The following is a 24,917-nucleotide window of genomic DNA, read 5'->3' as shown; positions in this document are numbered from 1 at the left end:
TCGCTTATATCCAGCAAGGGTGACAGGCGATCTGGCGCGGGGAAATTAGCCAATGGTCTATACGACCAATGTCGCATTCAAAGCGCATGGGCCTTTTGGATAGACTGGTTTTGAGCTTGAAAGAGATGGGGCGGCGATTCAGAGTCGGGTGAACGTACACTGATCTATAGTGAGCTTCTCGCTGAAGTTATCAAAATGGCTGGTACTCTTAAAAACTGGGTGCCGAAAAGGGTGACCGGTCCCGGTGTGGTTGATAGTCTGATCGAAGGAAGGTTGAGCAGGTAGCTATGGCCCGTATCATCATCGCTGATGACCATCCGCTCTTCAGGGGTGCATTATGTCAGGCGGTGCAGAAAGTCTGGCCGCAAGCTGATATTGTGGAGGCCGAGACTGTGGCGGAGGCGACGATCGCCGCCATAGCCGGCCCTGCCGATCTTTTGCTCCTTGATCTGCATATGAAGGACAGCGATGGGCTTACTGCGCTGCTTGATTTGCGCCATGAATTTCCCGCGCTTCCTGTTGTGGTTGTTTCTGCCAGTGAAGAAGGCCGGGTCGTGCGCGCATGTCAAAGCCTTGGCGCATCGGGTTTCATTCCAAAATCGGTCAATCTGGATGTGATGCGCGAAGCCCTTACCCAAATTCGTGATGGCGATCTATGGTTTGATACAGATGTTACCGAAAGTGAAGATGATACGGCATTGTTCGACAAGCTGGCCAGTTTGACACCGGCTCAACGGCGCATATTGAATCTGGTCAGCCAAGGGATGCTCAACAAACAGATTGCCTATCAAATGGAGATTAGCGAGGCGACCGTCAAAGCCCATATCACCGCTATTTTCCGCAAATTGGATGTCATCAGCCGCACGCAAGCGGTTTTAGTCGCAAAACAGCTGGATGTTGATATGCCAGAGGTTAAATCGGTCTGAGGTCAGGCTTTTCTGAATGTTTGGCTCACCAATGCACGAAGGGCTGCAGGCGGCACGGGCTTGAGCAAACGCTCCACGGATAACCGGATCGCCGCATCTTTTGTCCGGCCTGTATCCTCTGCGGTTACCAATATACCGGCCGGGTGCCGGCCCCAGTTTTTACAAAGTTTTTCAAAAAGCTGATCGCCGGTCCAGCCATCATCCAGTTGATAATCGAAAATCACCAATTCAGGTGGTGTTGGAAAAGCGCTGAAGGCTTGCTCGGGCGATAAGGCTGTCCGGATATCGCAGCCCCAGCCTTCCAAGAGCGCGGAAAGGCTATCCAAAGCACTTTGATCGTTATCGATATAGAGCACGGTTTTATCCACCAGATCGGACGTGCGTGATTGGCGTGTTTTGGGGGCTTCTCTGTTGTCTATTTTTGGTTGTCCCTGTTTGAGGGAGAGTGAGAAACGGCTCCCTTCCCCAAGTGCGGAAACCACCGTAATCTCGGTTTCGAGCAAGCGTGCAATCCGCTGGGATATGGACAAACCCAATCCCGCGCCTTCCCTTTTGGTCTGGGCGCCGACTTGCTGGAATTCTTCAAAAATACGGCGATGGTGCTTGGGATCGATGCCGGGCCCCGTGTCGTCGATCCGAATATGCGCTTTGCCGGACTCGTTTTCCACCCCAAGTGAAACCGATCCCGCTTCGGTATATCGCACGGCATTGGAAACCAGATTCTGGAGAACGCTAAGAAGCAGATTACGGTCCGTTTCAACCCAGATATCCGTTATTTGCACATTCAGAATGAGCCCCTTTTTCTGGGCGGCACGGCTAAATTCCGAACGCAGATCATCGAATATGGGGGCTAATGGGAATGTGGTAATTTCGGGCTGCAGACCGCCTCCATCCAGCTTGGATATGTCAAGCAAGGCGCGCAACAGGCGATCCGCCATTTCAATGGACCGGTCAATATCGTTCGCCAGCTTTTTCGCCTTGGGCAGTTTGTTCCCGATTTCTTCATGGAGAGCCGATGTGAAGAGTCTTGCGGCGTTCAGTGGTTGGACAAGATCATGGCTGGCGGCTGCCAGAAAACGGGTTTTCGAGCGCGTTGCCTTTTCCAGCGCACTATTCACTTCGGTCAGCTGTCGGGTACGTTCGGCAACCTTTGCCTCCAATGCCCGCCCGGAGCGCCGGTCTGCGGTGATATCGGTATAGCTGGTCACATAACCGCCGGTCGCGGTCGGGTTGCCCAATATGCGCAATATCCGGCCATCTGCCTGCTCGCGTTCCTGGCCATGTTTCCGGCCAGCCCGCATATGATTGAGCCGTTTCGAGACTTCCGCTTCTATTTGATTTTCGTCCAAACCGTTGCGGCGTAAATTATGGCCGATCAGATCGGCAATGGGGCGCCCGACAACGATCAGATTATCGCGCAGATCAAACATCTCCACATAGCGGCTGTTCCAAGCCACCAGTCGCATATCATTGTCGACAACGGCAACGCCCTGATCGATATTCTCGATCGCCGTTTGCAACAATTCTCCACTGAATTGCAAACGCTGCGACGTTTCATCAAACATTGCAACAACTTGTTCCAATGGTATGGGGTCACCCTCCATGGTGGACCCGATAATCGCTCTCGCCGACGATGCACCAAGCACGCCGGAAAGCTGCCGTTCAACCATTTCGATCAGGGCATCATCTGCAACATCCAAATCGGTGTAGGTGCGGCCATTAAGCTGCGTGCCAAGCTGCTTCATCGCGGCGCGACTGCGCTCGTCCCCTACAAATTGCCGCAACAGCAGACGATAATCCGCCACGCGCATTTTTTTCAGCGCCCGGTCGCCGCCAATCGTGCGATATTCCATGCTAACAAAGGCAGCCGACTGTGCCTTGTCGATGATATTTGCCTGTGTGTTTATGGAGACAATGATATATGCGGCGATATTGAGGAAAAGGCTGATAATCACAGCCGATACCAGCATATCATCGGCAATCTGGAAAACCGGATTTGTGTCCAGATAGGTTGGTATGATCAATAGGGACAACCAGGCAGCAAACCCCAATAAAAGCCCCGCATTGACCCCCTTTCGATTGCCCGTTTTCCAAAACAGTCCGCCGATAAGTGCTGGTGCGAATTGCGACACGGCAGCAAAAGAGATGATGCCCACGCCTGCCAGTGTTGTGGTGCTGTCGATCGTGCGGGAATAAAGATAGGCGAAGAAAAGCACACCGATGATGGTCAGACGCCGGATCCATAGCAGCGACTGGCTTAATATGGCGTGATTGATCCTGCGACGATAGAAGAGCGGGATAATCAGGTCATTGGCAATCATGCCGGAAAGCGCCACGGTGGTCACAATCACCATGCCGGTGGCCGCCGAAAATCCGCCAATGAAGACCAGTATGGCCAGCCAATCGGCTCCTGTGCTTAGCGGAAGGGCAAGCATCAGCATATCGGGGCTTGTCTGGCCCGCCGATAATATCGCTGTCCCGCCAATGGTTATCGGAAAAACAACAAGGGCAATGACAACAAGATAGGCTGGAAAGACAAAGCGCATCAGCCGATCAGGGTGATCTTTTTGTGCCTCGACGATTGTCATATGAAATTGTCGCGGCAAACATAAGGCCGCACAGGCAGATATGAACGTCAATACGACAAAGCGGGCATCAAACTGCTCCACTTTGAAAATCTCGCCAAAGCTGCGTGTATTATTGATTTGTGTGACATCTGTTCCCGCGAGCATAAGAACCGCGAACAAGGTGATGGCGAGCAGGGCGAACATTTTCACAATGGCCTCGACCGCAATGGTAAGCACCAATCCCCTGTTATGTTGGGTCAGATCAACCTGCCGGGCACCGAATAATATGGCGAACATGGCCATGACGACGGCCACGCCCAACACCACACCTTCGGAATTAATCACGCCGCCAATATTTGGTGAGAGCGCCGACAAGGTCTGACCGACGGATTTTAATTGCAGGGCGACATAGGGCAAAATTCCGATAGTGGCGATGATCGTAATCAGAGCGGCCACAGACCCGCTCTTGCCGTATCGGGTTGATAGAAAATCGGCGATCGAGGTGGTGTGTTGCGCTTTGCCCAACTGCAAGATGCGTGAAACCAGACCATAGCCGATGGTGAACAATAAGATCGGCCCCAGATAGATTGGCAGAAAATGCCAACCATTGGACACGGCCGTCCCCACGGCGCTGTAGAATGTCCAACTGGTGCAATAAACACCGAGAGAAAGCCCGTAAATGCACGATTGTGCACGCGGACCCAAAGGAAAGCGCCCACTATCTCCCTTTAGCGCGAGCCAGAAGAGGCCGGCAGCATAGAGCACCGAAGTGGTTAGCGCGATCCACAAGATCATTTTATTCTCCCCACTTCTTTTTAAGCAAAAAAAAAGGGCAACGCCAAGCGCTGCCCTTTTTCCCGAGATGTTAGAGCTCTAGTGCACAGACGCATCTCCGGCACCGCGTGGTACGCGGATCGAGTCGATCATCTTGAGCACTTCCAGTGGCGGTGAGGCTGTCATTTTCGATACACCAATTGCGACAGCGAAATTGATGATCATCCCAATGACCCCAATGCCCTCCGGAGAGATACCAAACAGCCAATTGGCGGCAATATTGGTTTCCGGAGAGATCAGCTTGAAATAGGCGATGTAGGAGAAGCTAAACACCAGCCCGCTGATCATGCCGGCAATCGCGCCTTCCTTGTTCATGGATTTCCAAAAGATCCCCATGAAGATGGCCGGGAAGAGCGATGCAGCCGCCAGACCAAAGGCAAAGGCCACCACCTGAGCCACCCAGCCCGGAGGATAGATGCCGAGATACCCCGCCACGACGATTGCTGCCGTTGCCGCAATACGCGCTGCCATCAACTCGCCTTTTTCCGTAATTTTCGGACGGAAGGTTTGCTTGAGCAAATCATGGCTGATCGAGGATGAAATCACCAACAACAAACCTGCTGCTGTCGATAGCGCTGCGGCCAGGCCACCGGCTGCCACCAAAGCGATCACCCAACCGGAAGATTCGCAATTTCCGGATTGGCGAGCACCATGATGTCCTTATCGACATAGACCTCATTCTCGCTTGCTGCATTGATCTCGTTGGCAATCAAGCGTTCTCCGCTTTTGCCGGTTTCACCGGTAAAGTCGGGGCTGCCGGTAAAGGCATCACCGGAACGATATTTCATCTTGCCATCGTCATTTTTATCGACCCAGGCAATCAGGTCATTGGTTTCCCAGTTTTTGAACCATTCCGGCGCTTCTGCATAATCGGTCTGATCAACCGTTTCGATGAAATTGATCCGCGCAAATGCGCCAATCGCAGGGGCCGTGGTATAAAGCAGCGCAATGAAGATCAGGGCCCAACCTGCCGATTTGCGGGCATCGGATGCCTTGGGCACAGTGAAAAACCGTACGATCACATGCGGCAATCCAGCGGTGCCGACCATCAACGCGGCGGTGATACAGAACACGTCGATCATTGATTTGGAGCCGTCGGTATAGGCGCCAAAGCCCATATCCTGGAGCACCAGATCAAGTTTTTGCAGCACGTATAATCCCGAGCCGTCATTGACCGTCGATCCCAGCCCCAATTGGGGGATCGGATTGCCGGTAATCAGAAAGCTGATGAAAAATGCGGGCACCATATAGGCAAAGATAAGCACGCAATATTGTGCAACCTGCGTATAGGTGACGCCCTTCATCCCGCCGAGCACAGCGTAAAAGAAGACAATACCCATTCCGATAATCACGCCAAGGGTAATCGGTACATCGAGAAAGCGGGAAAAGACGATCCCGACGCCGCGCATCTGCCCTGCGATATAGGTGAAACTGATAAAGATCAGGCAGATAACCGCAACCACACGTGCTGTTTTTGAATAATAGCGTGTGCCGATAAAATCGGGCACCGTAAATTGCCCGAATTTGCGCAGATAGGGCGCAAGCAAGAGCGCCAACACCACATAGCCACCGGTCCAGCCCATCAAATAGACCGAGCCATCAAAACCGGCGAAGGCGATGATCCCCGCCATCGAGATAAAGCTGGCCGCCGACATCCAGTCAGCCGCCGTTGCCATACCATTAAAGATCGGGTGCACCCCGCCGCCAGCAATATAAAATTCTTTGGTTGATCCGGCCCGCGTCCATATCGCAATGCCGATATAGAGGGAGAAAGAGAGGCCGACGAAAAGATAGATTAATGTTTGTGTGCTCATGTCAGCGTCCCTCAATCATCGAGATCATATTTGCGTTCGATCCTCTTCATTTTCCAAGTGTAGTAGAAAATGAGAAGGACGAAGACGTAGATGGATCCCTGTTGGGCAAACCAGAAGCCCAGAGGGTAACCGCCAAGCGAGAACTGATCGAGAAAGCTGCGGAACAAGATTCCAGCACCGAATGACACGACGAACCAGACCGCCATGAGTGTCCACAGCAGCCTGATATTTTCCGACCAATAGGCCTTTTCATTTGCATTGGTTTCATTGCCCGAGTCCGAATGACCATTCGGCTCCGGCATGGGTGTGTCATTGTCCGTCATGCTATCCTCCCCTATCTTGCTTCACATCATGGCCGGGTTCTGGCCAGTCTCCTATGAGGCTAAAGAGGATAGAGAAATTTCATAGAGCGACTTTCGTCTAATATGCGCGTGAAGAAGGCTTTAGCCCTTCATAAGAACGTCTTTGAGCAACAGATTTTCAACTTTGCGGCGCGCGCATTGGGCAAGAAACAATTCACCACAAGCAATGGCATCGGTCAGACCATCATGGGCGCGGTATGAAGGGAGGCCATATTGCGCGCGCAATTTGCCCAGACGCAGACCATCGGCTGTCCGCTGTTTCGGGACCCACCGTTTCTCAAGGTGCATGGTGCAAATAAACCGCCCGACAAAGGGAACGCCAAAATTGCGCAAACAGGCGGTATTTAAAAATGCATGCTCGACCGCCGCCCCATGAGCAACGATCGCAGATCCTTTTAGCGTTTCCAGCAGCAAGGCCAGAACATCTGCTTCCTGTTGTCCTTCTGCTGCGGCATCGTCGGTAATGCGGTGAATGATGACAGCGGCTTCCTGTAGCCGGCTTCCTGCCTGAATGCGAAGCTGTTGCGCCGTTTTCAGCTTTACCGCCCGATCAATGATGCGTACCCAGCCAGCCTCCAGCAACTGGGCGTCTTTTTTCAGCCCGTCACTTTCAAAATCAAGCGCCACCAGTGGCGTGTCATCAAGCAACATGTCCTCTGGCAACAGGGCATCATAATAATGTTCCATGGGCGTGGATTTTGCCGCCTTTTTTGCGCGCTCCCAATGCTGCGCAAAACGCTTTTTATAAAACCAGTTCTGCCAATCCAGCTTCACTGGATTCCACCCGCATAAGTGCGACTGATTCTGTCCATATGATTACGGATTATGTGGAATGCATCTTTCAGATGCTCCCGCTCGAACCGGGACAGTGACGTGGGGGAAAGGTTGTTTGTGAGGGGCTCGCCGCGTTTGATCTGATTGGATTGGTGCCGGAAGCGGACGCTGTGGATGAATTCAAAGCAATCAATGAGATTGGAGGCTTCTTCCTGACCCAGACTTCCCCGCTCGACCGCCATTTTCAGACGTTCTTTGCTGTTCACATTTGCCAGTCCAAGCGCGAGCGCATAAACGCGGGCAATGTCCACCACCGGTGCGATGGCCTGATGCTTCAGGTCAAGTACATGGCCTTCTTTTTCATCATGTTGCAAAAGGAAATTGCGGAAGAATCCCAAGGGAACTTTTGTGTTCGATGCGGCCCGCGCGATGAAAGACAGAAAAATCCTGTTTGCGCGGCTCCATTCAAAAATCCGGGCACGGAGGGTATCCACAAGCCCTTCTTCACCGGCCACACAGCGCATATCGAAGAAAATCGTGGTGTTGAGGACATTTTCGGGATCGGGTTTTTCGATCCAGTTGCGATAACGGTCTTTCCAGACGGCCAGCGGTTGCCGCCATTTCTCGTTGGTCGCCATAATATCGCCGGGGCAATAGATATAGCCCGCACTGTTCAGGCCATCGCACAAGAGGGTCGCAAGCTGCTCGAAATAGGGCGCGTGCTTGGCGGGGTTATAGCGGTCATCAAGAACAAAGCCGTTGTCCTGATCTGATCCGCCCGCTTGTTCTTGGCGGGCAAGCGATCCGAAAACAACAAGAGCATAAGGAACCGGCGGCGGCCCCAATTGTTCTTCCGCCAATATGAGTAATTGGCGATGGGTTGTCTCTCCGATATTGGAAACAAACCGCGCGATATGATCGGCATCAACGCCGGATTCGATCAAATTGGCCAAAACCGCCCCTACACGCTGCGCCGCCATGGCGACCGTGGCGGCATCGGGGGCTGCCTTGATCTCTGCCACCACCTGCAGGGCATTCATGCCAAAGCGATTGAGCAAATCGCTGGAACTGACGACGCCGACAATCTGGTTTGTACTGTCGACAATAGGAAAATGGTGGATATTTTTCTGGGACATAACGAGCATCGCAGACAGCAAGTCATCGTCCAATGTCATCGTGATCGGATCGGGTGTCATCACGCTGGACACCGGCTCGTCCAGAGGAATTTCCTGACCCAAGACCCGACGGCGCAGATCCTTGTCTGTCATTATCCCCACCAGCTTGCCCTGATGGGTTATCGGCAAAGTGGAAACATCCGCTTGCGCCATCCGCTTTGCCGCATCACGGATGGTGTCGTTCGGGCTTGCGGTCACCACGTCCTTGCGGCGCAGCAGGGTTTCAAGCTTCACCGAAATCATCCCCGCATCGCCATAGCCATTTTCAGTCCGGCGCAGACCTTCCACCGCCCGGTGCAGCCGTTCGGCTTCATTCTTGGCAAAAAATACCTTCAATGCCTCATGATGTTTCAGCCATTTCAGGAAATCTTCTTTGGGAAGCTGATAGATCAGGCAATCTTCCAGCGCGACCACCTTATTGCGGGTGAGTTCATGGTGCAGCAGCGATGGATACCCAAAGATGCCGCCTTCACCCAGCCGGTGATTGAGTTCCGTCCCACCCAATCGCAGCTCGACCGCGCCAGACCGCACGATACTCAATGCCCGGTTTTCTTTTCCGGCATCAATAATCACCGTTCCGCGCGGGAAATAGCGCACCTCGATTTTGCGGGCGAGGGAGGCAATTCTATCCGCCGACTGGGCATCAAATGGTGCATGTCGTTTTAGAAAAGAAATGACTTCATCAATTTCCACGGAAGCCTCCCTGGGGCGACAGTGTATAGTAAAGAGAAGCCCTTGGCCAAAGCTATGGCCAAACATCAAAAAAAATCAAAAGCCCATGCGCGTTTGTGCCCCGAACAGACATCACGCTATTCTGGTGGACCTGCTTTGAGGGGACCCCATATTTATAACGGGAGTATGCGGGGCAGCTTTGGCCTTGAGAAAAAACGATTTTATCGTCAGTCTGTGGGGCTGTTGGGGGCAAGAGGACATGGCCATCCCAGAAAACAACCGGAAGGGGTGAATGGATGAAACCGGCGGGCGCGATGGGCGGGGGCGTGGATCGCTTTAAACTGTTTCTGCCCGGTTTGGCTCTGTGTTTCACCATTGCGGCGGCGGCGACCTTTTTATCCGAGCATTATGGCGCGCCGGTGATGCTGTTTGCCTTGTTGTTGGGCATGGCCTTCCACTTTCTGGCAGAAGATGGAAAATGCGTTGCCGGAATTGATTTTACGGCCAAACGGCTGTTGCGTATCGGTGTGGCGCTTTTGGGCGCACGGGTAACGGCGGGGCAGATCACCAGCCTTGGCATTGCTCCGGTGATCACCGTGCCGGTTCTGGTGCTTGGCACCATTCTTTTTGGCCTGGTGTTTTCACGGCTGATGGGGCGCAGCCTGCGCTTGGGTATTCTCACCGGTGGGGCGGTGGCGATTTGCGGGGCGTCTGCAGCCTTGGCCATTGCCGCCGTGTTGCCCCCAAAAGACAGCGAGCAAGACACACTGTTTACAGTGATTGCAGTGACCACGCTCTCGACCACGGCGATGATCGTTTATCCGATCCTGTTTGCAGCATTGGGGCTGTCGGATACCGATATGGGGATTTTGCTGGGGGCGACCATCCATGATGTGGCCCAAGTGGTGGGGGCGGGCTATGCGGTTTCCGAAGAAGCCGGCGATGTGGCAACCTATGTGAAGATGTTGCGTGTCAGTCTGTTGCCGATTGTGGTTCTGGCCATTGCCTTTGCCTATCGCAATCAAGGTACCGGCCGCAGGGGACGCATGGCTATCCCGGGGTTCGCCATTGCCTTTGGCGTGATCTTAGCCTTGAACAGCCTTGGATTCGTGCCCGTTGTTCTGGCCGAAACCATGACAGAAGCATCGCGTTGGCTGCTTGTGGCCGCTATCGCAGCACTTGGGGTGAAAACCTCGATCAAGGCCATGACAGCATTGGGCGCGCGCCATCTTGCGTTGGTGGTGGGGGAAACGGTGTTCCTTATGGGATGTGCCATCGGAGCCGTTATCTGGATCTAGAATTGTTTCCAAGCGGCTGAATGAAGGGCGGAGAAGGATGAACAAATCCATGGAGACTGTTGACCTTCTTGTGGTGGGGGGCGGTGTCAATGGCGCGGGCATCGCTGCCGATGCTGCCCGGCGGGGGCTGTCGGTGCTGTTGTGCGAGCAAGACGACCTGGCCAGTGCCACATCATCTTCCAGTTCCAAGATGATCCATGGCGGCATCCGCTATCTGGAGCACTATGATTTCGGGCTTGTGGCCAAATCCCTGCGCGAGCGCGAAGTGCTTTTGAAGGCTGCCCCGCATATCATCTGGCCCATGCGCTTTCGCTTGCCACATCTGCCGTCTTTGCGTCCGGCATGGATGATCCGTATCGGCTTGTTTCTTTATGACCATCTGGCGCGGCGGGCGACACTTCCCGGTTCGAAAGGGCTGCGCTTCGGGCCTGATAGCCCCTTGAAGCCAGAGATCAAAAAGGGCTTTGAATATTCTGATTGCTGGGTGGATGATGCACGGCTTGTGGTGCTGAATGCGATGGCGGCCCGTGAACACGGGGCCACCATCCTGACCCGGACCCGTTGTGTGCGGGCCGTGCGGCAAGGCGATCTGTGGCAAGCGGTGCTGCATGATCAGGCGCATGACACCAAAACCGAGATTCAGGCACGGGCTATGGTCAATGCCGCCGGTCCTTGGGTGCAAAGTTTTATCGAAGACAGTTTGCACCAAACACCGCCCAAACATATCCGTCTGGTGAAGGGCAGCCATATTGTGGTGCCGCGCCTGTTTGAGGGGACGCAATGCTATATCCTGCAAAATGATGATGGACGGGTGATCTTCGCCATCCCCTATGAAGGGATGTTCACCTTGATTGGAACCACCGATCAGGAAATCTTTTGCTGCCCGGAAGACGCCGCCATCGACGATACGGAACGGAGCTATCTGATCGGGGTGGTCAACCGCTATTTTAAAAAGCAAGTGGCGGTTTCCGATATCGTGTGGAGCTATAGCGGCGTGCGGCCCTTGCTGGATGATGAGAGCGACAATCCATCGGCGGTGACGCGGGAATATTATCTGGCTTTTGAACATGACGATGGGGCGCCGGCCTTATTGTCGGTGTTTGGCGGCAAGATCACCACCTACCGCGAATTATCCAGAACGGCAGTGGATATGCTGGAGGCGCTGTTTCCCGATTTGCCAGAGTCTTCCACCGCTACTGCTTTGCTACCCGGTGGGGATTTTGAAACACAGGCCATATTGCGTGCCGAGATCGAAGAGCGCTGTCCGTGGCTGCCTTCGGATGTCGCGCAGCGCTATGTGCGCAGTTATGGCACTCTTGTCTGGCGGTTTCTGGGCGATAAATCTGCCTTGTCTGACATGGGCCGCGATTTTGGTGCCGGACTTTATGAGGCGGAAGTCGCTTATCTGCGATCAGAGGAATGGGCCGTTACGGCAGAAGACATCTTATGGCGCAGAACCAAGCGGGGCCTGTTTATGAGTGATGCGGAAAAAGCAGGGCTTGCGCAATGGCTGGCCAGCCAAGCGGCCATGTGACGCGGTCTTGGGGGGCGGTCCTTGGTAGATGAGAAATTCGCCCTTGCGTTTTTGCCCACAAGCGCCTAGGGAAGCGGGCTGCACGGGTTATGTTGCAGTGCAATATCTTTAACATGCCGCCCATATGACGCACCCCTTTCGGGGTGCTTTTTTCATAAAGCGCGCATGAACAGATCATCAGATGGAATAAGAGACGCTTATGCTGGATCGCCTGAAGGCAGATTGGTTCGATAATATTCGCGCAGATAGTCTTGCCGGGCTGGTGGTGGCTTTGGCCCTGATTCCTGAAGCCATTGCCTTTTCCATCATTGCCGGTGTGGATCCGAAGGTGGGGCTTTATGCCTCTTTCTGTATCGCCGTTGTGATCGCCTTTGCCGGCGGGCGTCCGGGGATGATCTCTGCCGCCACCGGGGCCATGGCTTTGGTGATGGTGGATCTGGTGGCGGATCACGGGCTGCAATATCTGCTGGCGGCAACGATTCTGACGGGCGTTATCCAGATTGTTTTCGGTGCCTTGAAGCTGGGCGGTTATATGAAATTCGTCTCCCGTTCGGTGATGACGGGCTTTGTGAATGCGCTGGCCATTCTGATTTTCATGGCGCAATTGCCCGAGCTGATCGACGTGCCGCCCATGACCTATATTTTATTGGCTGCCGGCTTGGGCATTATCTATCTGTTTCCTTATCTGACGCGGGCCGTGCCATCGCCCTTGGTGTGTATCATCGTCATCACCGGTTTTGTGGCGGTGATGGGCCTTGATGTGCGCACAGTGGGCGATATGGGGGAATTGCCCGATAGCTTGCCGGTCTTTTTGCTGCCCGATATTCCGCTTAATTGGGAAACCCTGCAGATCATTTTTCCCGTATCGCTGACATTGGCGGTGGTGGGCTTGCTGGAATCCTTGATGACCGCCAGCATTGTGGATGAATTCACCGACACCGGCAGCGATAAAAACCGTGAAGCGGCGGGGCAGGGCATTGCCAATATCGTTTCCGGATTTTTTGGCGGCATGGCAGGCTGTGCGATGATCGGCCAATCGGTGATCAATGTGAAATCCGGTGGGCGCGGGCGTCTTTCTACGCTTGTGGCCGGCGTGTTCTTGCTGATTTTGATCCTGCTTTTGGGGGATTGGGTACGCCGTATTCCCATGGCGGCCTTGGTTGCGGTGATGATCATGGTTTCTATCGGCACCTTTTCCTGGTCGTCATTCCGGAATTTGCGGGTGCATCCCAAAAGCTCCAGCCTTGTGATGTTGACAACGGTTGCGGTTGTGGTGGCGACCCATGATCTGGCAAAGGGTGTTTTGGCCGGGGTCTTGATGTCGGCGCTGTTTTTCGCCCGCAAGGTGTCGCGCCTGTTTCATGTCACTTCAACATTGGATACCGGTGGCCGCCATCGCCACTATAAGGTGACAGGGCAGGTGTTTTTCGCTTCTGCCCACAGCTTTCAGGCCGCTTTCGATTTTACCGAAGTGCTGGAACGGGTGACCATTGATCTGACCGGTGCCCATATGTGGGATTTGAGCGGCGTCGCCGCGCTTGATAAGGTGGTCTTGAAATTCCGCCGTGAAGGCACCGATGTGTCGGTTGTCGGACTGAATGAGGCCAGCACAACGCTGGTGGATAGTTTGGCGCTGCATGATAAGCCCGGTGCCGCCGACGACCTTTCTGCCCATTGAAGCCCATAAGCCGGTGAGATCCATCCTATGACAACCCAGACCCCTCATATCATCGCCTGCACCGACGGATCAGGCTATGCCACCAGCGTTTATGATCATGCCGCATGGGCATCAAGGCGGATCGAGGCGGGTGTCGAGGCGCTCCATGTTCTGGATCAAAAGCGTCCGGCATCGGGCAGCGTGGATTTCAGTGGTGCCATGCGGGTGGACGAGCGTGAAGACCTGCTCACCCATCTGGCGGATCTGGATGCGGCACAGGCAAAAGTGGCGCAAATTCAGGGCCGGGCCATTCTCGATCATGCGGTTCAGTACTTGCGTGACAAGGGTGTGGCGGATGTTCAAAGAACCCTGCGCCATGGCACCTTGGTGGAAGCCCTGCACGATCTGGAGGCGCATACGCGGTTGATTGTGATCGGCAAGCGCGGCCATTCTGCCGATTTCGATCATCTTCATCTGGGAGGGAAGCTGGAACGGGTCATTCGCGCCAGCGCCCGTCCGGTTCTGGTGGCCTCGCGCGCTTTCAAGCCCATCAAGCGGGCGCTGATTGCCTATGATGCAGCCCCAGCGCCGAAAAAGCCATCAGCCATGCCATTGAAAAACCCTTGCTGAAGGGATTGTCTGTGCATCTTTTGATGGTGGGCGCCAATACGGATGCGCACCGGTCTTCTTTGCACGCCGCACAGGAAAAGCTGAAGGCCGCCGAAGTGAATGTGACGGCCAGTCTTGAACCGGGTGATGCGGAAACGGTGATTTCCAGAACTGTGGCTCAGGATGGCATCGATCTTCTGGTGGTGGGGGCTTATGGCCACTCCCGCGTGCGTCAATTGATCGTCGGCTCGACCACCACAGCATTGATCCGCACCTGCCTGGTACCGCTTTTGATGTTCCGCTAAGGGAACGCGCCCTTCGATTGTCCCCTAAAAACAAGACGATCTTCTTATATTTCCAAAAGAGACGCATCGGGTCATCTTTGCGAAAAAAGCAAAGGCGCGATTATTTTTTGGCAGCCACCGGAACTTATCCTTCACGAAAACGTTAGTCGAGATATCCGCGTTCTCAGCAATGGAGGCTGTTATGGAAAAGAATATCTTTGAAGGAAAATGGAAACAGATCAAAGGTGATGTGCAGGCCAAATGGGGCCAGATCACCGACGATGAATTGGACCAGATTGAAGGCAATCGCCAAAAATTGGCCGGGAAAATTCAGGAAAAATATGGGCGTTCCAAACAACAGGCCGAGCATGAACTTGAAGAGTTCGAGCGGAAATACAAAGACCGCCACCGTTAAGAGTTGACCACAATCCCCTTACTTTGACCGCCCATGGGATGGGCGGTTTTTTTTAGGTCTTGGTTGTCTCACCGGGCCGGGCGGTATTTTCCAGAGAACCGCATAAGGGGCTGATATAGTGCCGTACTGTGCTTTCTTTTGCTGGCTTTGGGAGGGAGCAAAACCGGGACAAAAGAAAAGGCTCAGCCATATTTGGCTGAGCCTTTTCTTGTTTGGTCGGGGAGAGAGGATTCGAACCTCCGGCCCCTGCGTCCCGAACACAGTGCTCTACCAGGCTGAGCTACTCCCCGACAGAAACGCAGGATCGGCTATATAGCGGGGCTTTAAGGCCGATGCAAGCCCTCGCGTTTATTTGTTTTCAACCCGCGGTTCAAGCACTGGAGCTTAATAGGCACGCTCGACACAGAAGCGCACAATATCATTCAACAATTGCCGGGTTTTGCTATCCTGGAAAATGGCCAGAGCATCACGGGCAATGGCCCCATAATGCCGGGCACGCTCGATGGTGTCGGTGATGGCCCCGTGCTTGTCCATCAAGGCCAAGGCATGGCCCAGATCACCGTCTTTTTGATCCATATCCTCGATGGTGCGTTTCCAAAAGTCCCGTTCGTCTTCCGATCCCCGACGATATGCCAGAATCACCGGCAAGGTAATCTTTCCTTCTCGGAAATCGTCGCCCACAGATTTGCCAAGGGTTGCCTGATGGGCGGAATAATCAAGGGCGTCATCCACAAGCTGAAAGGCGATGCCGAAATTGCGGCCAAAGCTTGCCAGCGCCACTTCTTCATTTTCCGGGCGTTCCCCCACCACGGCGGCGATTTGGGTTGCCGCTTCAAACAGCGCTGCGGTTTTGGCTTCGATCACCTGAAGATAGGATTCTTCCGGTGTTTCCAAATCATTCGAGATGGACAATTGCAGCACTTCGCCTTCGGCAATCACCGAAGAGGCATGGCTAAGCAGGCGCAAGACCTTCAAGGAGCCATCTTCCACCATCAGTTCAAACGCGCGGGAGAACAAAAAGTCCCCCACCAAAACGCTGGGCTTGTTACCCCACAGCACATTGGCCGAATCCTTGCCGCGCCGCAGATCGCTGTCATCCACCACATCATCATGCAGCAAGGTGGCGGTATGAATGAACTCCACACAGGCGGCGAGTTTGGTGTGGCGAGTGCCTTCATAGCCAATAAGCCGTGCGCCTGCGAGGGTGAGCATGGGGCGCAGGCGTTTGCCGCCCGAAGCGATCAGATGTCCGGCCAATTGCGGGATCAGGGCAACGGGGCTGTGCATCCGTGCGAGGATGGTTTCATTGACCCGCGCCATATCTTCGGTGACCAGCGCTTGCAAGCTGTCGAGCGCCTCATCGACAGATGTGGCACCATGACCTTTTCTGTGCTTATCGATTGACGCAATATGAGCACGGTGTCTCCTTGGGCTGATCCGCTGATATTTTGGTGATGCTGGTTGCATCTTATGACAGTATGTGCAGGAAAGTCATAGCACGTGCAGGCAAAATAGGGGGGGGTGGCCGTGCAAAACAAGTGCTTTCCATTTCAATTTAGATCACAGCTTTGCCGGGGGCGGCGAATCTGGCTATAATGGAGGCTGTTCAAGCCCTTGTTTTTTGAACGAAACCGGCGGGCTATTCGTTTTTAATGCTTGTCTTTTGCCCATCAGGAGGTTCTGTGCGCACCTTGTTGACGACGACAAACCCCGTTCTTCTCTCTTATGCTCAATCTTTGTTGAAGGATGCCAAAATCGATTGTGATCTGTTCGATCGCAATGTCAGCATCATTGAAGGCAGTATCGGGGCGATTCCGCGTCGGCTGATGGTGATGGACGGGGATTACAAAAAAGCGCGCGCCTTGTTGGTGGATGCCGGTCTGGAAAAGGACTTGGCGAAGGATGGGGCATAAGATGTCTGGCATCCTGGCACCATGGATGATGCGGAGAACCCGGATCAAAGGGGGCAAACGGACCATATATGGCGCTCCATAAGGTCAATGCCGAAGGGCTGACGGAAGATCTTTTGCTTGGTGGGCGCGTGCGTCTGTTGCAGCCTCATCGCGGCGTTCGGGTTAGTATCGATACGGTTTTGCTGGCGTCCGTGATGGCCCCCCGGCCCGGGGAGCGGGTGATCGAAGCCGGGGCGGGAAGCGGCGGCGCGGCCCTTTGCGTGGCGGCACGCTGCCCCGATGTGGCGCTTACCGGCATAGACATCGATCCGGATATGGTGAATTTGGCAAAGCGCAATGCGGCGTTGAATGGCTTTGAAGATCGGGTGGCCTTTCTAAACGCCAATGTGACCGACCGGCCAGCCGTTCTTGGACGGGGACAATTCCACCATGCCATGGCCAATCCCCCGTATTTTGAAGAACGCACGTGTTTTGCGCCGCCCACAAAAACCCGCGCCCGCGCTTTTATCGACCAAGATGCGGTCTTGGGTGATTGGGTGCGCTTTTGCCTTGATATGGTGTGCGATAAAGGCACCGTCAGCTTTATTCATCGGGCGGATCGGCTGGATGAACTGATTGCGCTGCTTTATGGGCGGGCGGGGGAAATGGCTGTTTTCCCCTTATGGCCGAAAGCTGGATTGCCCGCCAAACGGGTGATTGTACAGGCCAGAAAAGCATGAAAGGCACGGCGATGCACATGCCGGGTCTGGTGTTGCATGATCCCGGCGGGGCGTTTTCAGAGCAGACAGAAGCAGTGTTGCGCGATGCCCGGAATATTGATTTGAGCCGGGCCGGTTGGTCGCGGTTGATGCACCCCCAGCGCTAGGACGCTCTCAATCCCTGCCGGATATATGCGATGCCCCTTTATTTGCATGTCCCGAACGGGCTATGACTGCCTTTGGGCACTGTTTTGGCCAATAGGGAGTGTAAAGGTGAGCTTTTTCGGCAGATTGATCGGGCGCGGGCGGCCCGTTGTCAGCGTTTTGCGCTTCACGGGGCCGATCGGCATGAGCAGCCGCTTCAAGCCCGGCGTTACATTTTCTTCTGCCGCTCCGCAGATTGACCAGGCCTTTTCCCAAAGCGGATTGAAAGCGGTGGCGTTGGTGATCAATTCGCCGGGCGGATCGCCGGTGCAATCGGCCCAGATTCTGCAACGAATCCGTGATCTGGCGCGGGAAAAAGATGTGCCCGTATTGGCCTTTACCGAAGATGTGGCGGCGTCGGGCGGGTATATGCTGGCCCTCGCCGGAGACGAGATTTTCGTAAATGAGGCATCCATCATCGGCTCGATCGGCGTGGTGGCTGCCGGGTTCGGCTTTACCGGCCTGATGGAAAAAGTGGGCATTGACCGGCGGCTTTATACTGCAGGGGAAAACAAGGCGCGGCTTGATTCCTTTTCTCCACAAAAGCCCGAAGATGTGACGTGGATCGAAAATCTGCAGGCGCAAATCCATGATTATTTCAAAGAGATCGTTATTGACAGGCGAGGGCGTCGCTTGAAAGCGGATGCGCCGGGGCTGTTTAGCGGCGATGTCTGGCTGGGCCGTCAGGCGGTGGCATTGGGGCTTGTGGATGCGGTGGCAGATATGCGCACATTATTGCGCCAGCGCTTTGGAAAGAAAGTGAAATTTCGTACCATCACGGCGCGTAAAGGCTTGTTGTCCGGGGTCTTTGGCGGTGGCGGAAGCCAGGCATCGGATGCGGATGCCGGAGGCTATGCCAATGATCTTTTAGCCGCCATCGAAGCGCGTTTGATGTGGAACCGCTTCGGCCTATAGACTGGCATGTTCGCGTTGACTTGACCCAAAGCGCAGCGCTGCCTACTGTCCGCGCGCCTTTAGACTATATCCGAGAACCATTTCATGACCTTAGATCCCACCGATCCGAAACGCAGCTTTCAGGGCCTTATCTTGACCTTGCACCGTTATTGGGCAGAGCATGGCTGTGTGATTTTGCAGCCTTATGATCTGGAAGTGGGGGCAGGCACCTTTCATCCGGCAACCACCTTGCGCAGCCTTGGCCCCAAGGCTTGGCGCGCCGCTTATGTGCAGCCGTGCCGCCGCCCGACCGATGGGCGCTATGGGGAAAACCCCAACCGACTACAGCATTATTATCAGTATCAGGTGATCTTGAAGCCCAATCCCGCAGATATGCAGGATCTTTATCTGGGGTCTTTGGCCGCCATCGGCATTGATATGGACCGCCATGATATCCGCTTTGTGGAAGATGATTGGGAAAGCCCGACATTGGGGGCATGGGGCCTGGGCTGGGAAGTGTGGTGCGATGGCATGGAAGTGACACAATACACCTATTTCCAGCAGGTAGGCGGGATCGATTGTCGCCCGGTTTCTGGCGAACTGACCTACGGGCTGGAGCGTTTGGCCATGTATGTGCAAGGCGTGGACAATGTCTATGACCTTGATTTCAACGGGCATGGCGTCAGCTATGGCGAGGTGTTCCTGGAAAACGAAAAGCAGTTTTCTGCTTATAATTTCGAGCATGCGTCCACCGATATTTTGTTGCAGCATTTCCGCGATGCAGAAGCGGAATGTGCGGCACTGGTTGCGCAGAATTTGGTGTTGCCTGCTTATGACCAGTGCATCAAGGCCAGCCACAGCTTCAATCTTCTCGATGCACGCGGGGTCATTTCGGTAACGGAACGACAGGCCTATATCGGGCGTGTGCGCGCATTGGCAAAAATGTGCGCCGAAGGCTGGGCCGCGCATGAGGAGGCCGCTCATGTCTGAGTTTTTGCTGGAACTGTTCTCGGAAGAAATTCCCGCGCGGATGCAGGCGCGGGCTGCCGGTGATCTTGAACGCTTGATGGCCGATGCCTTGAAGGCGGCGAATGTGCAGATTGTGGCGATGCACAGCCATGTGACGCCGCGCCGGTTGGTGCTGGTGGTGGATGGATTGCCCGAAACGCAGCCCGATATGCTTGAAGAGCGCCGCGGCCCTCGGGTCGATGCGCCGGAACGGGCCATTGCCGGATTCAAGGGCTCCTTGCCCGAAGGGGCGGTGATCGAAGAACGTGTCGAGAAAAAAGGCACATTCTTGTTCGCTAAAATCGAACAGAAAGGCCGGAAGACGGCGGATGTATTGGCCGATATTGTGCCCGATATCATTCGCAATTTCCCGTGGCCCAAATCCATGCGTGCCGGAACATCCGAGCTACGTTGGGTGCGCCCGCTTTTGTCCATATTGGCATTGCTGGACGGGCAGGTGGTGCCTGTGACCATGGAAAATATCAAAAGCGGTAAAGAAACCCGTGGCCATCGCTTCTTGTCCCAAGGCACTATTTCCGTTGAAAATTTTGCCGATTACCAAAGCAAATTGAAAGCCGCCCATGTGCTTTTGGATACGGCGGATCGCAGGAAGGTCATTCATGACCGGGCGCAGGCGCTGGCTTCACAATACGGGCTGGAACTGGTGGAAGATGCGGCGCTTCTGGATGAAAATGCAGGCTTGACCGAATGGCCGGTCCCTTATTTGGGGCGCTTTGATGCGGCCTTTTTATCTGTACCTGCCGAGGTGCTGATTACCTCTATGAAGGTGCATCAGAAGTTCTTTTCCTTGCGCGATCCGAAAAGCGGAAAACTGGCCCCTAATTTCATTTGTGTGGCCAATACCGAAGCCAGCGATGATGGCGCGATGATTGTGGCGGGCAATGAACGGGTTTTATCGGCCCGTTTGTCGGACGCGCGGTTTTTCTGGGAACAGGACCTGAAACGGCCACTGGAAGACCGTGTTGATGCCTTGTCCGACATTATTTTCCATGAAAAGCTGGGCACGCTGGCCGAACGGGTTGGGCGTATCGAGCTTTGGCCGTACGCTTGGCACAAAAGGCGGTGAAAGCCCCGGACGATCAGGTACGCCGCGCGGCTGTTCTTGCGAAAGCCGATCTCACCACGGGCATGGTGGGGGAATTCCCTGAATTGCAGGGCCTTGTGGGCCGCAGAATTGCCGAAGCGCAGGGGGAACATGCCGATGTCGCCTGCGCCATTGAAGAACATTATGCGCCCAGAGGGCCAGAGGACCGCTGCCCGCAGGATCCGGTTTCCATCTGCGTGGCACTGGCGGAAAAGCTCGACACCCTGACCGGGTTCTTCGCCATTGATGAAAAACCCACGGGGTCCAAAGACCCGTTTGCATTAAGACGGGCGGCCCTTGGTGTGATCCGCCTGATCGTGGAAAACGGGCTACGGTTGAAGCTGGGTGATTATCTGGATGCCTCGAACGGCTTGCTTGAATTTTTCGCGGATCGTTTGAAAGTGCAGCAGCGCGAAAAAGGCATGCGGCACGATTTGATCGATGCGGTGTTCTCGTTGGGCGGGGAAGATGATCTGGTGCGGCTTTTGGCGCGGGTTTCGGCGCTGGATGCGTTCTTGAAATCCGATGACGGAGCCAATTTGCTGGCCGGATATAAACGCGCCGCCAATATCCTTAAAATCGAAGGCAAGAAAGACAAAACCGCCGATTGGGGCACGGTAGACCCGGCATTGTTTGACGGCTTGGATGAAAAGACATTGTTCGAGAAACTGGGTGCTGCCGGCAAGGAAGCCGCCAAAGCGCTGGAATTGGAAGATTTCGCCGCAGCCATGCGGGCTTTGGCGTCTTTGCGCGCGCCCATTGATGCGTTTTTCGATCATGTAACGGTGAATGCCGACGATCCCGAGCTGCGTCGAAATCGCCTGGCTTTGCTGGCGCAAATCCGCACAGCGGTGGATCAGGTGGCGGACTTTTCGAAGATCGAGGGCTAAGGGACGCGGCCTGGGCACCGATCCCGCTTTTTATGCGCCATCCCCCGGACAAGATCCGAGGGATGGCCGCTTCTTTTTTAGTTCTGCCAATAAAACGGCTTTGTGTCATGGTCGCCGGTGATGGTTTCATCCAGCGTTTCGGCATCATAAAGCCGGCCATTGAGCATGATCATATTCAGATCGTCGGTGGCTTCGATGTCCTCTAAGGGGTTGTTGTCCAAAATAATCAGGTCCGCCAGCTTGTTGCTTTCCAGCGAACCGATATCCCCATCCATGCCCATATAACGCGCCGGGTTGATGGTTGCGGCCTTCAGCGCGTCCATATTGGTCATGCCGCCCTTCACGAAGGTCCAGATCTCCCAATGGGTGCCCATGCCTTCCCGTTGACCATGGGCGCCGGAATGGATGGAGACACCGCGATCCATCAGGCGTTTGGCATTGGCGACACTATCAAACAACGTTTGATAATCGCGCATGGGCGCTTTGGTGCGGCGAATGCTGCGCGGCTCCAAGATATGGGGCGGCACATATTTACTCAATAACGGGTGCGTCCATACATCGTCGCGCTGGTAGAACAGGGTTTCCGCCGATAAGCCACCATAGGTGACCACTAATGTGGGCGTGTTGCCCACTTCTGTCTGGCTCCAGAATTGCAAGACATCTTCATAAAAGCGCTCGCCGGGCACATTATGCTCAATGCCTGTATTGCCATCGGCAACCATGGACAGATCCATATGGTAAAGCGAGCCGCCTTCAGCGACCACCATCAGCCCTTCTTGACGGGCGGCATCCACCACCATCTGGCGTTGTTCACGGCGCGGCTGGTTATAGTTTTTAACGGAAATCGCCCCTTGCGCTTTCAGGCGCTTCACCGCATTGCGGGCATCTTCGGCGCTTTTGATGTCCACAAGATATTCGCTTTTGGCGCCATAAAGGATTTCCCCCGTTGAAAAGGTGCGGGGGCTAAGGATCAGGCCAGCCCTTTGATATTCGCTGGCTGCAAACACATGTTGGGCTGTGTTGGAGGGGTCGTGCACCGTGGTCACACCCAGGCCCAGATGGGCAAGCTGATCCCAATTCTGCTGCGGGATGATGCCATCCATGCCTTGGGAGCCATGGGCATGGATATCCACAAAACCGGGCAGAATGGTTTTGCCTGAAACATCGACGCGTTTGGCATCTGCGGGAATGTCTATATCGTCGTTCGGGCCAATGGCTTTGATGCGGTTTTCTTCAATCAGGATCGTGCCATTTTCGATCACCGCATCGTCCCCGTTCATGGTGATGATGCGCGCGCCGGTTAAGGCCACCATGCCTTGCGGCTTATCGGCAGGCTTTGTGATGCTGAGAGTTATCCCGTCGTCCGATGGTACAAAATCATCGGCAAACACATCGGTCATGGCAACAGATTGGAACTTTGGCCCGATGCTCCAGCCCAATTGATTGCCGGCCGACCATGTCATGAACGCCCCACCGGATTTGGTGACGCGGGTCATGGGGACCGCTTTTGCTTTCGGCGAAAGCGTCAATTTCCCCGAAGGCGGGAAGGGCATGGCATAAATCTGGTAGCCTTCGCTATAGGCCAGCCATTGGCCATCGGGCGATACTGCAAAGCCGGTTCCATATTTGGCGCTGGCATGGACGCGTTTGTCACGGCCATCCAATGTGGTGCTGACCAGTTCATGGTCTTTGCCGTCTGTGGTGAAGAACAAACGGTCGCCACTTTTTCCGAAATGGGCGTTGCGGCCTTTATCGGTGATTTTCACCATTTCGCCGCCCTTGATGGACAGGCGGTAAAGCCCCGGTTCCATCGACCATGTATCGGCGGTCAGATAACCGCCTTTGCCGCGTTCCACCACCAGCATGGACCCATCGGGTGAAAATACCGGACGGCGATAATGGCCCGGCTGGTCATTCAGGACTTTCGATTTTCCGCCCGATGCCTTCACCATGCGCACCCGGCCCAGTTCCGTATCATCCCATGTGACGAAGGCGATGTTTTTGCCATCGCGGGAAAAGGCGGGGAACAGCTCGAACTGCGCACCTTCATCGCGGGTCAGTCTTTGGGGTGGATTATCGCCGTTCTTGATCCACAGCTTGCCAAAGGCTTCATACACAACCTGCTTGCCATCTGGGGATTGGGCGGCAAACCGGACCATTTTTGCGGCCACCTGATCGGGGGCTACCTCGACCTTGAAGCGTGGCGGGGCGATCACCGACCGGCTGTCCGCCACATGGAAGGGAATCTGCGAAACAGTGCGGCTTCCCACATCGATGCGGTTGATCTTGCCACCGGCCCAAAACAGCAAGGACTGGCTGTCCGGCATCCAGTCCATATTGGGATAAACGCCTTGGGTGGCCCAGGTTTCCTGCATATCCTGATCCAGATCATCATGGATCGGATATTCTGCCCCGGATTGCAGATCCTTTAAGAACAAGGCCGAGCGTGTCCGGATGCGGCGCACAAAGGCCAGATATTTCCCATCCGGTGAAGGCGTGGGCCGCACAGCCCCGCCGGGGCCAGAAACGATGGTGTCCACCTCGCCGCTTTCCATATCATAGCGGCGGATTTCGAAAATGGCCGTGTTGCTGTCCTGGGCATAGATGAAGCGGTTGCCCGGCGACGCATTGCGGGTGAAATAAATATACCGGCCATCAGGCGAGAAAATCGGCTCGCCCTGTTCCTTTTGGAACTGATCATTGGGACGCTTCACCAGCTTGAGGCCCGTGCCGCCTGTCACATGATAAAGCCACACCTCGCCGGTGCCCAAGGACCGGCGTGTGGTGAAGTGCTTGCGGGCGGTGATATATTGGCCGTCCGGGCTCCAGGATGGATTGTTTAAAAGGTGGAAGCTTTCTTTGGTGAGTTGCCGGGGATTTTCGCCATCAATATCCATGATCCACACATTTTCACCGCCGGCGCGATCAGAAATGAAGGCGATCTTGCTGCCATCGGGAGAGAAGCGCGGCTGTATTTCCCACGCCAGACCCGAAGCAATGGCGGTGGCTTCGCCGCCGGTACTGGGCATGGTGTAGATATCGCCCAAAAGATCGAAAGCGATGGTTTTTCCATCGGGGCTGACATCCAGACTCATCCATGTGCCTTCCTGCACATCGATTTGCACGTCCTTATGGGTGCCGGGCGGGTTCTGCACATCCCACTTTTCGGATGCTTTATCTGTGTCTTTTTCCTGAGCAACGGCGCTTAAAGGGAGTGCCAAAAGGGCAATCAGGCTAACCAGTCTGCGCATGATACGGTCCTCTATTCTTATTGCGGTCTTTTT

General features: G+C 54.7%; 18 protein-coding genes, 1 tRNA gene and 2 pseudogenes. 13 read left to right on the top strand and 8 right to left on the bottom strand.

Annotated elements, in window-relative coordinates; genetic code table 11:
• Positions 1-287 precede the first annotated feature (287 nt).
• Positions 288-926, top strand: coding sequence for a LuxR C-terminal-related transcriptional regulator (locus JCM17844_RS06685; protein WP_150000244.1), 639 nt, complete (start codon positions 288-290; stop codon positions 924-926).
• Between the two features lie 2 nt (positions 927-928).
• Here JCM17844_RS06685 and JCM17844_RS06680 read toward each other — a convergent pair whose 3' ends face one another.
• The 5 genes and pseudogenes from JCM17844_RS06680 to JCM17844_RS06660 form a co-directional block, all read right to left on the bottom strand.
• The gene (locus JCM17844_RS06680; protein WP_150000243.1) at positions 929-4,288 is read right to left on the bottom strand and encodes a PAS domain-containing hybrid sensor histidine kinase/response regulator; all 3,360 of its coding nucleotides are present in this window, start codon (positions 4,286-4,288) and stop codon (positions 929-931) included.
• Between the two features lie 78 nt (positions 4,289-4,366).
• A pseudogene (locus JCM17844_RS06675) lies at positions 4,367-6,141 on the bottom strand (sodium:solute symporter family protein).
• Between the two features lie 11 nt (positions 6,142-6,152).
• A complete protein-coding gene (locus JCM17844_RS06670; protein WP_210431520.1) occupies positions 6,153-6,464 on the bottom strand; it encodes a DUF4212 domain-containing protein in 312 nt (103 codons plus the stop codon).
• A 120-nt stretch (positions 6,465-6,584) separates the two neighbouring features.
• Positions 6,585-7,277 (bottom strand): exonuclease domain-containing protein, encoded by a 693-nt coding sequence (locus JCM17844_RS06665; RefSeq protein WP_150000242.1) that lies wholly within the window; start codon positions 7,275-7,277, stop codon positions 6,585-6,587.
• Entirely contained in the window at positions 7,274-9,145 is a 1,872-nt protein-coding gene (locus JCM17844_RS06660; RefSeq protein WP_210431519.1) for a DUF294 nucleotidyltransferase-like domain-containing protein, read from the bottom strand. Before JCM17844_RS06660 ends, JCM17844_RS06665 begins: the two co-directional genes overlap by 4 nt.
• Before the next feature lie 275 nt (positions 9,146-9,420).
• Between JCM17844_RS06660 and JCM17844_RS06655 the strand changes: the two genes are divergently transcribed.
• From JCM17844_RS06655 to JCM17844_RS06635, 6 genes are all read left to right on the top strand, one after another.
• Positions 9,421-10,422 (top strand): YeiH family protein, encoded by a 1,002-nt coding sequence (locus JCM17844_RS06655; protein WP_210431518.1) that lies wholly within the window; start codon positions 9,421-9,423, stop codon positions 10,420-10,422.
• A gap of 37 nt (positions 10,423-10,459) precedes the next feature.
• Positions 10,460-11,956, top strand: a complete 1,497-nt coding sequence (gene glpD, locus JCM17844_RS06650) for a glycerol-3-phosphate dehydrogenase (protein ID WP_150000240.1) — start codon at positions 10,460-10,462, stop codon at positions 11,954-11,956.
• 199 nt (positions 11,957-12,155) lie between these two features.
• Positions 12,156-13,634: a SulP family inorganic anion transporter gene (locus tag JCM17844_RS06645; RefSeq protein ID WP_150000239.1), complete on the top strand. Its 1,479-nt coding sequence runs from the start codon at positions 12,156-12,158 to the stop codon at positions 13,632-13,634.
• A gap of 27 nt (positions 13,635-13,661) precedes the next feature.
• On the top strand, positions 13,662-14,243 hold the full coding sequence (locus JCM17844_RS06640; RefSeq protein WP_210431517.1) for a universal stress protein: 582 nt from the start codon (positions 13,662-13,664) through the stop codon (positions 14,241-14,243).
• Positions 14,237-14,527 (top strand): universal stress protein, encoded by a 291-nt coding sequence (locus JCM17844_RS14675; protein ID WP_210431516.1) that lies wholly within the window; start codon positions 14,237-14,239, stop codon positions 14,525-14,527. Before JCM17844_RS06640 ends, JCM17844_RS14675 begins: the two co-directional genes overlap by 7 nt.
• A gap of 181 nt (positions 14,528-14,708) precedes the next feature.
• On the top strand, positions 14,709-14,921 hold the full coding sequence (locus JCM17844_RS06635; RefSeq protein WP_150000238.1) for a CsbD family protein: 213 nt from the start codon (positions 14,709-14,711) through the stop codon (positions 14,919-14,921).
• Positions 14,922-15,134: 213 nt separating this feature from the next.
• Here JCM17844_RS06635 and JCM17844_RS06630 read toward each other — a convergent pair.
• A tRNA-Pro gene (locus JCM17844_RS06630) sits at positions 15,135-15,211 on the bottom strand.
• Positions 15,212-15,305: 94 nt separating this feature from the next.
• Complete coding sequence (locus JCM17844_RS06625) at positions 15,306-16,241, bottom strand: polyprenyl synthetase family protein (protein ID WP_371863789.1); 936 nt, start codon at positions 16,239-16,241, stop codon at positions 15,306-15,308.
• A gap of 362 nt (positions 16,242-16,603) precedes the next feature.
• Here JCM17844_RS06625 and JCM17844_RS06620 point away from each other — a divergent pair, with 362 nt between their 5' ends.
• The 6 genes and pseudogenes from JCM17844_RS06620 (at position 16,604) to glyS (ending at position 21,633) form a co-directional block, all read left to right on the top strand.
• Complete coding sequence (locus JCM17844_RS06620) at positions 16,604-16,834, top strand: putative signal transducing protein (RefSeq protein WP_210431514.1); 231 nt, start codon at positions 16,604-16,606, stop codon at positions 16,832-16,834.
• Positions 16,835-16,902: 68 nt separating this feature from the next.
• Positions 16,903-17,553, top strand: coding sequence for a tRNA1(Val) (adenine(37)-N6)-methyltransferase (locus JCM17844_RS06615; protein WP_150000235.1), 651 nt, complete (start codon positions 16,903-16,905; stop codon positions 17,551-17,553).
• Positions 17,550-17,699, top strand: a complete 150-nt coding sequence (locus JCM17844_RS14670) for a hypothetical protein (RefSeq protein WP_210431513.1) — start codon at positions 17,550-17,552, stop codon at positions 17,697-17,699. The genes JCM17844_RS06615 and JCM17844_RS14670 overlap by 4 nt, the downstream gene beginning before the upstream one ends.
• Positions 17,700-17,805: 106 nt before the next feature.
• Positions 17,806-18,651, top strand: coding sequence for a S49 family peptidase (locus JCM17844_RS06610; RefSeq protein WP_210431512.1), 846 nt, complete (start codon positions 17,806-17,808; stop codon positions 18,649-18,651).
• Between the two features lie 84 nt (positions 18,652-18,735).
• On the top strand, positions 18,736-19,620 hold the full coding sequence (locus JCM17844_RS06605) for a glycine--tRNA ligase subunit alpha (protein WP_150000233.1): 885 nt from the start codon (positions 18,736-18,738) through the stop codon (positions 19,618-19,620).
• A pseudogene (gene glyS, locus JCM17844_RS17210) lies at positions 19,613-21,633 on the top strand (glycine--tRNA ligase subunit beta). The gene JCM17844_RS06605 and the pseudogene glyS overlap by 8 nt, the downstream one beginning before the upstream one ends.
• Before the next feature lie 77 nt (positions 21,634-21,710).
• On the opposite strand, the gene JCM17844_RS06595 reads toward glyS, so the two are convergent.
• Positions 21,711-24,884, bottom strand: a complete 3,174-nt coding sequence (locus tag JCM17844_RS06595) for an amidohydrolase family protein (protein WP_150000232.1) — start codon at positions 24,882-24,884, stop codon at positions 21,711-21,713.
• Between the last annotated feature and the right edge of the window lie 33 nt (positions 24,885-24,917).

It is taken from the genome of Iodidimonas gelatinilytica (assembly GCF_008579125.1).
Taxonomy (GTDB): domain Bacteria; phylum Pseudomonadota; class Alphaproteobacteria; order Sphingomonadales; family Rhodothalassiaceae; genus Iodidimonas; species Iodidimonas muriae.
This window is presented reverse-complemented; position numbering and strand designations above follow the sequence as displayed.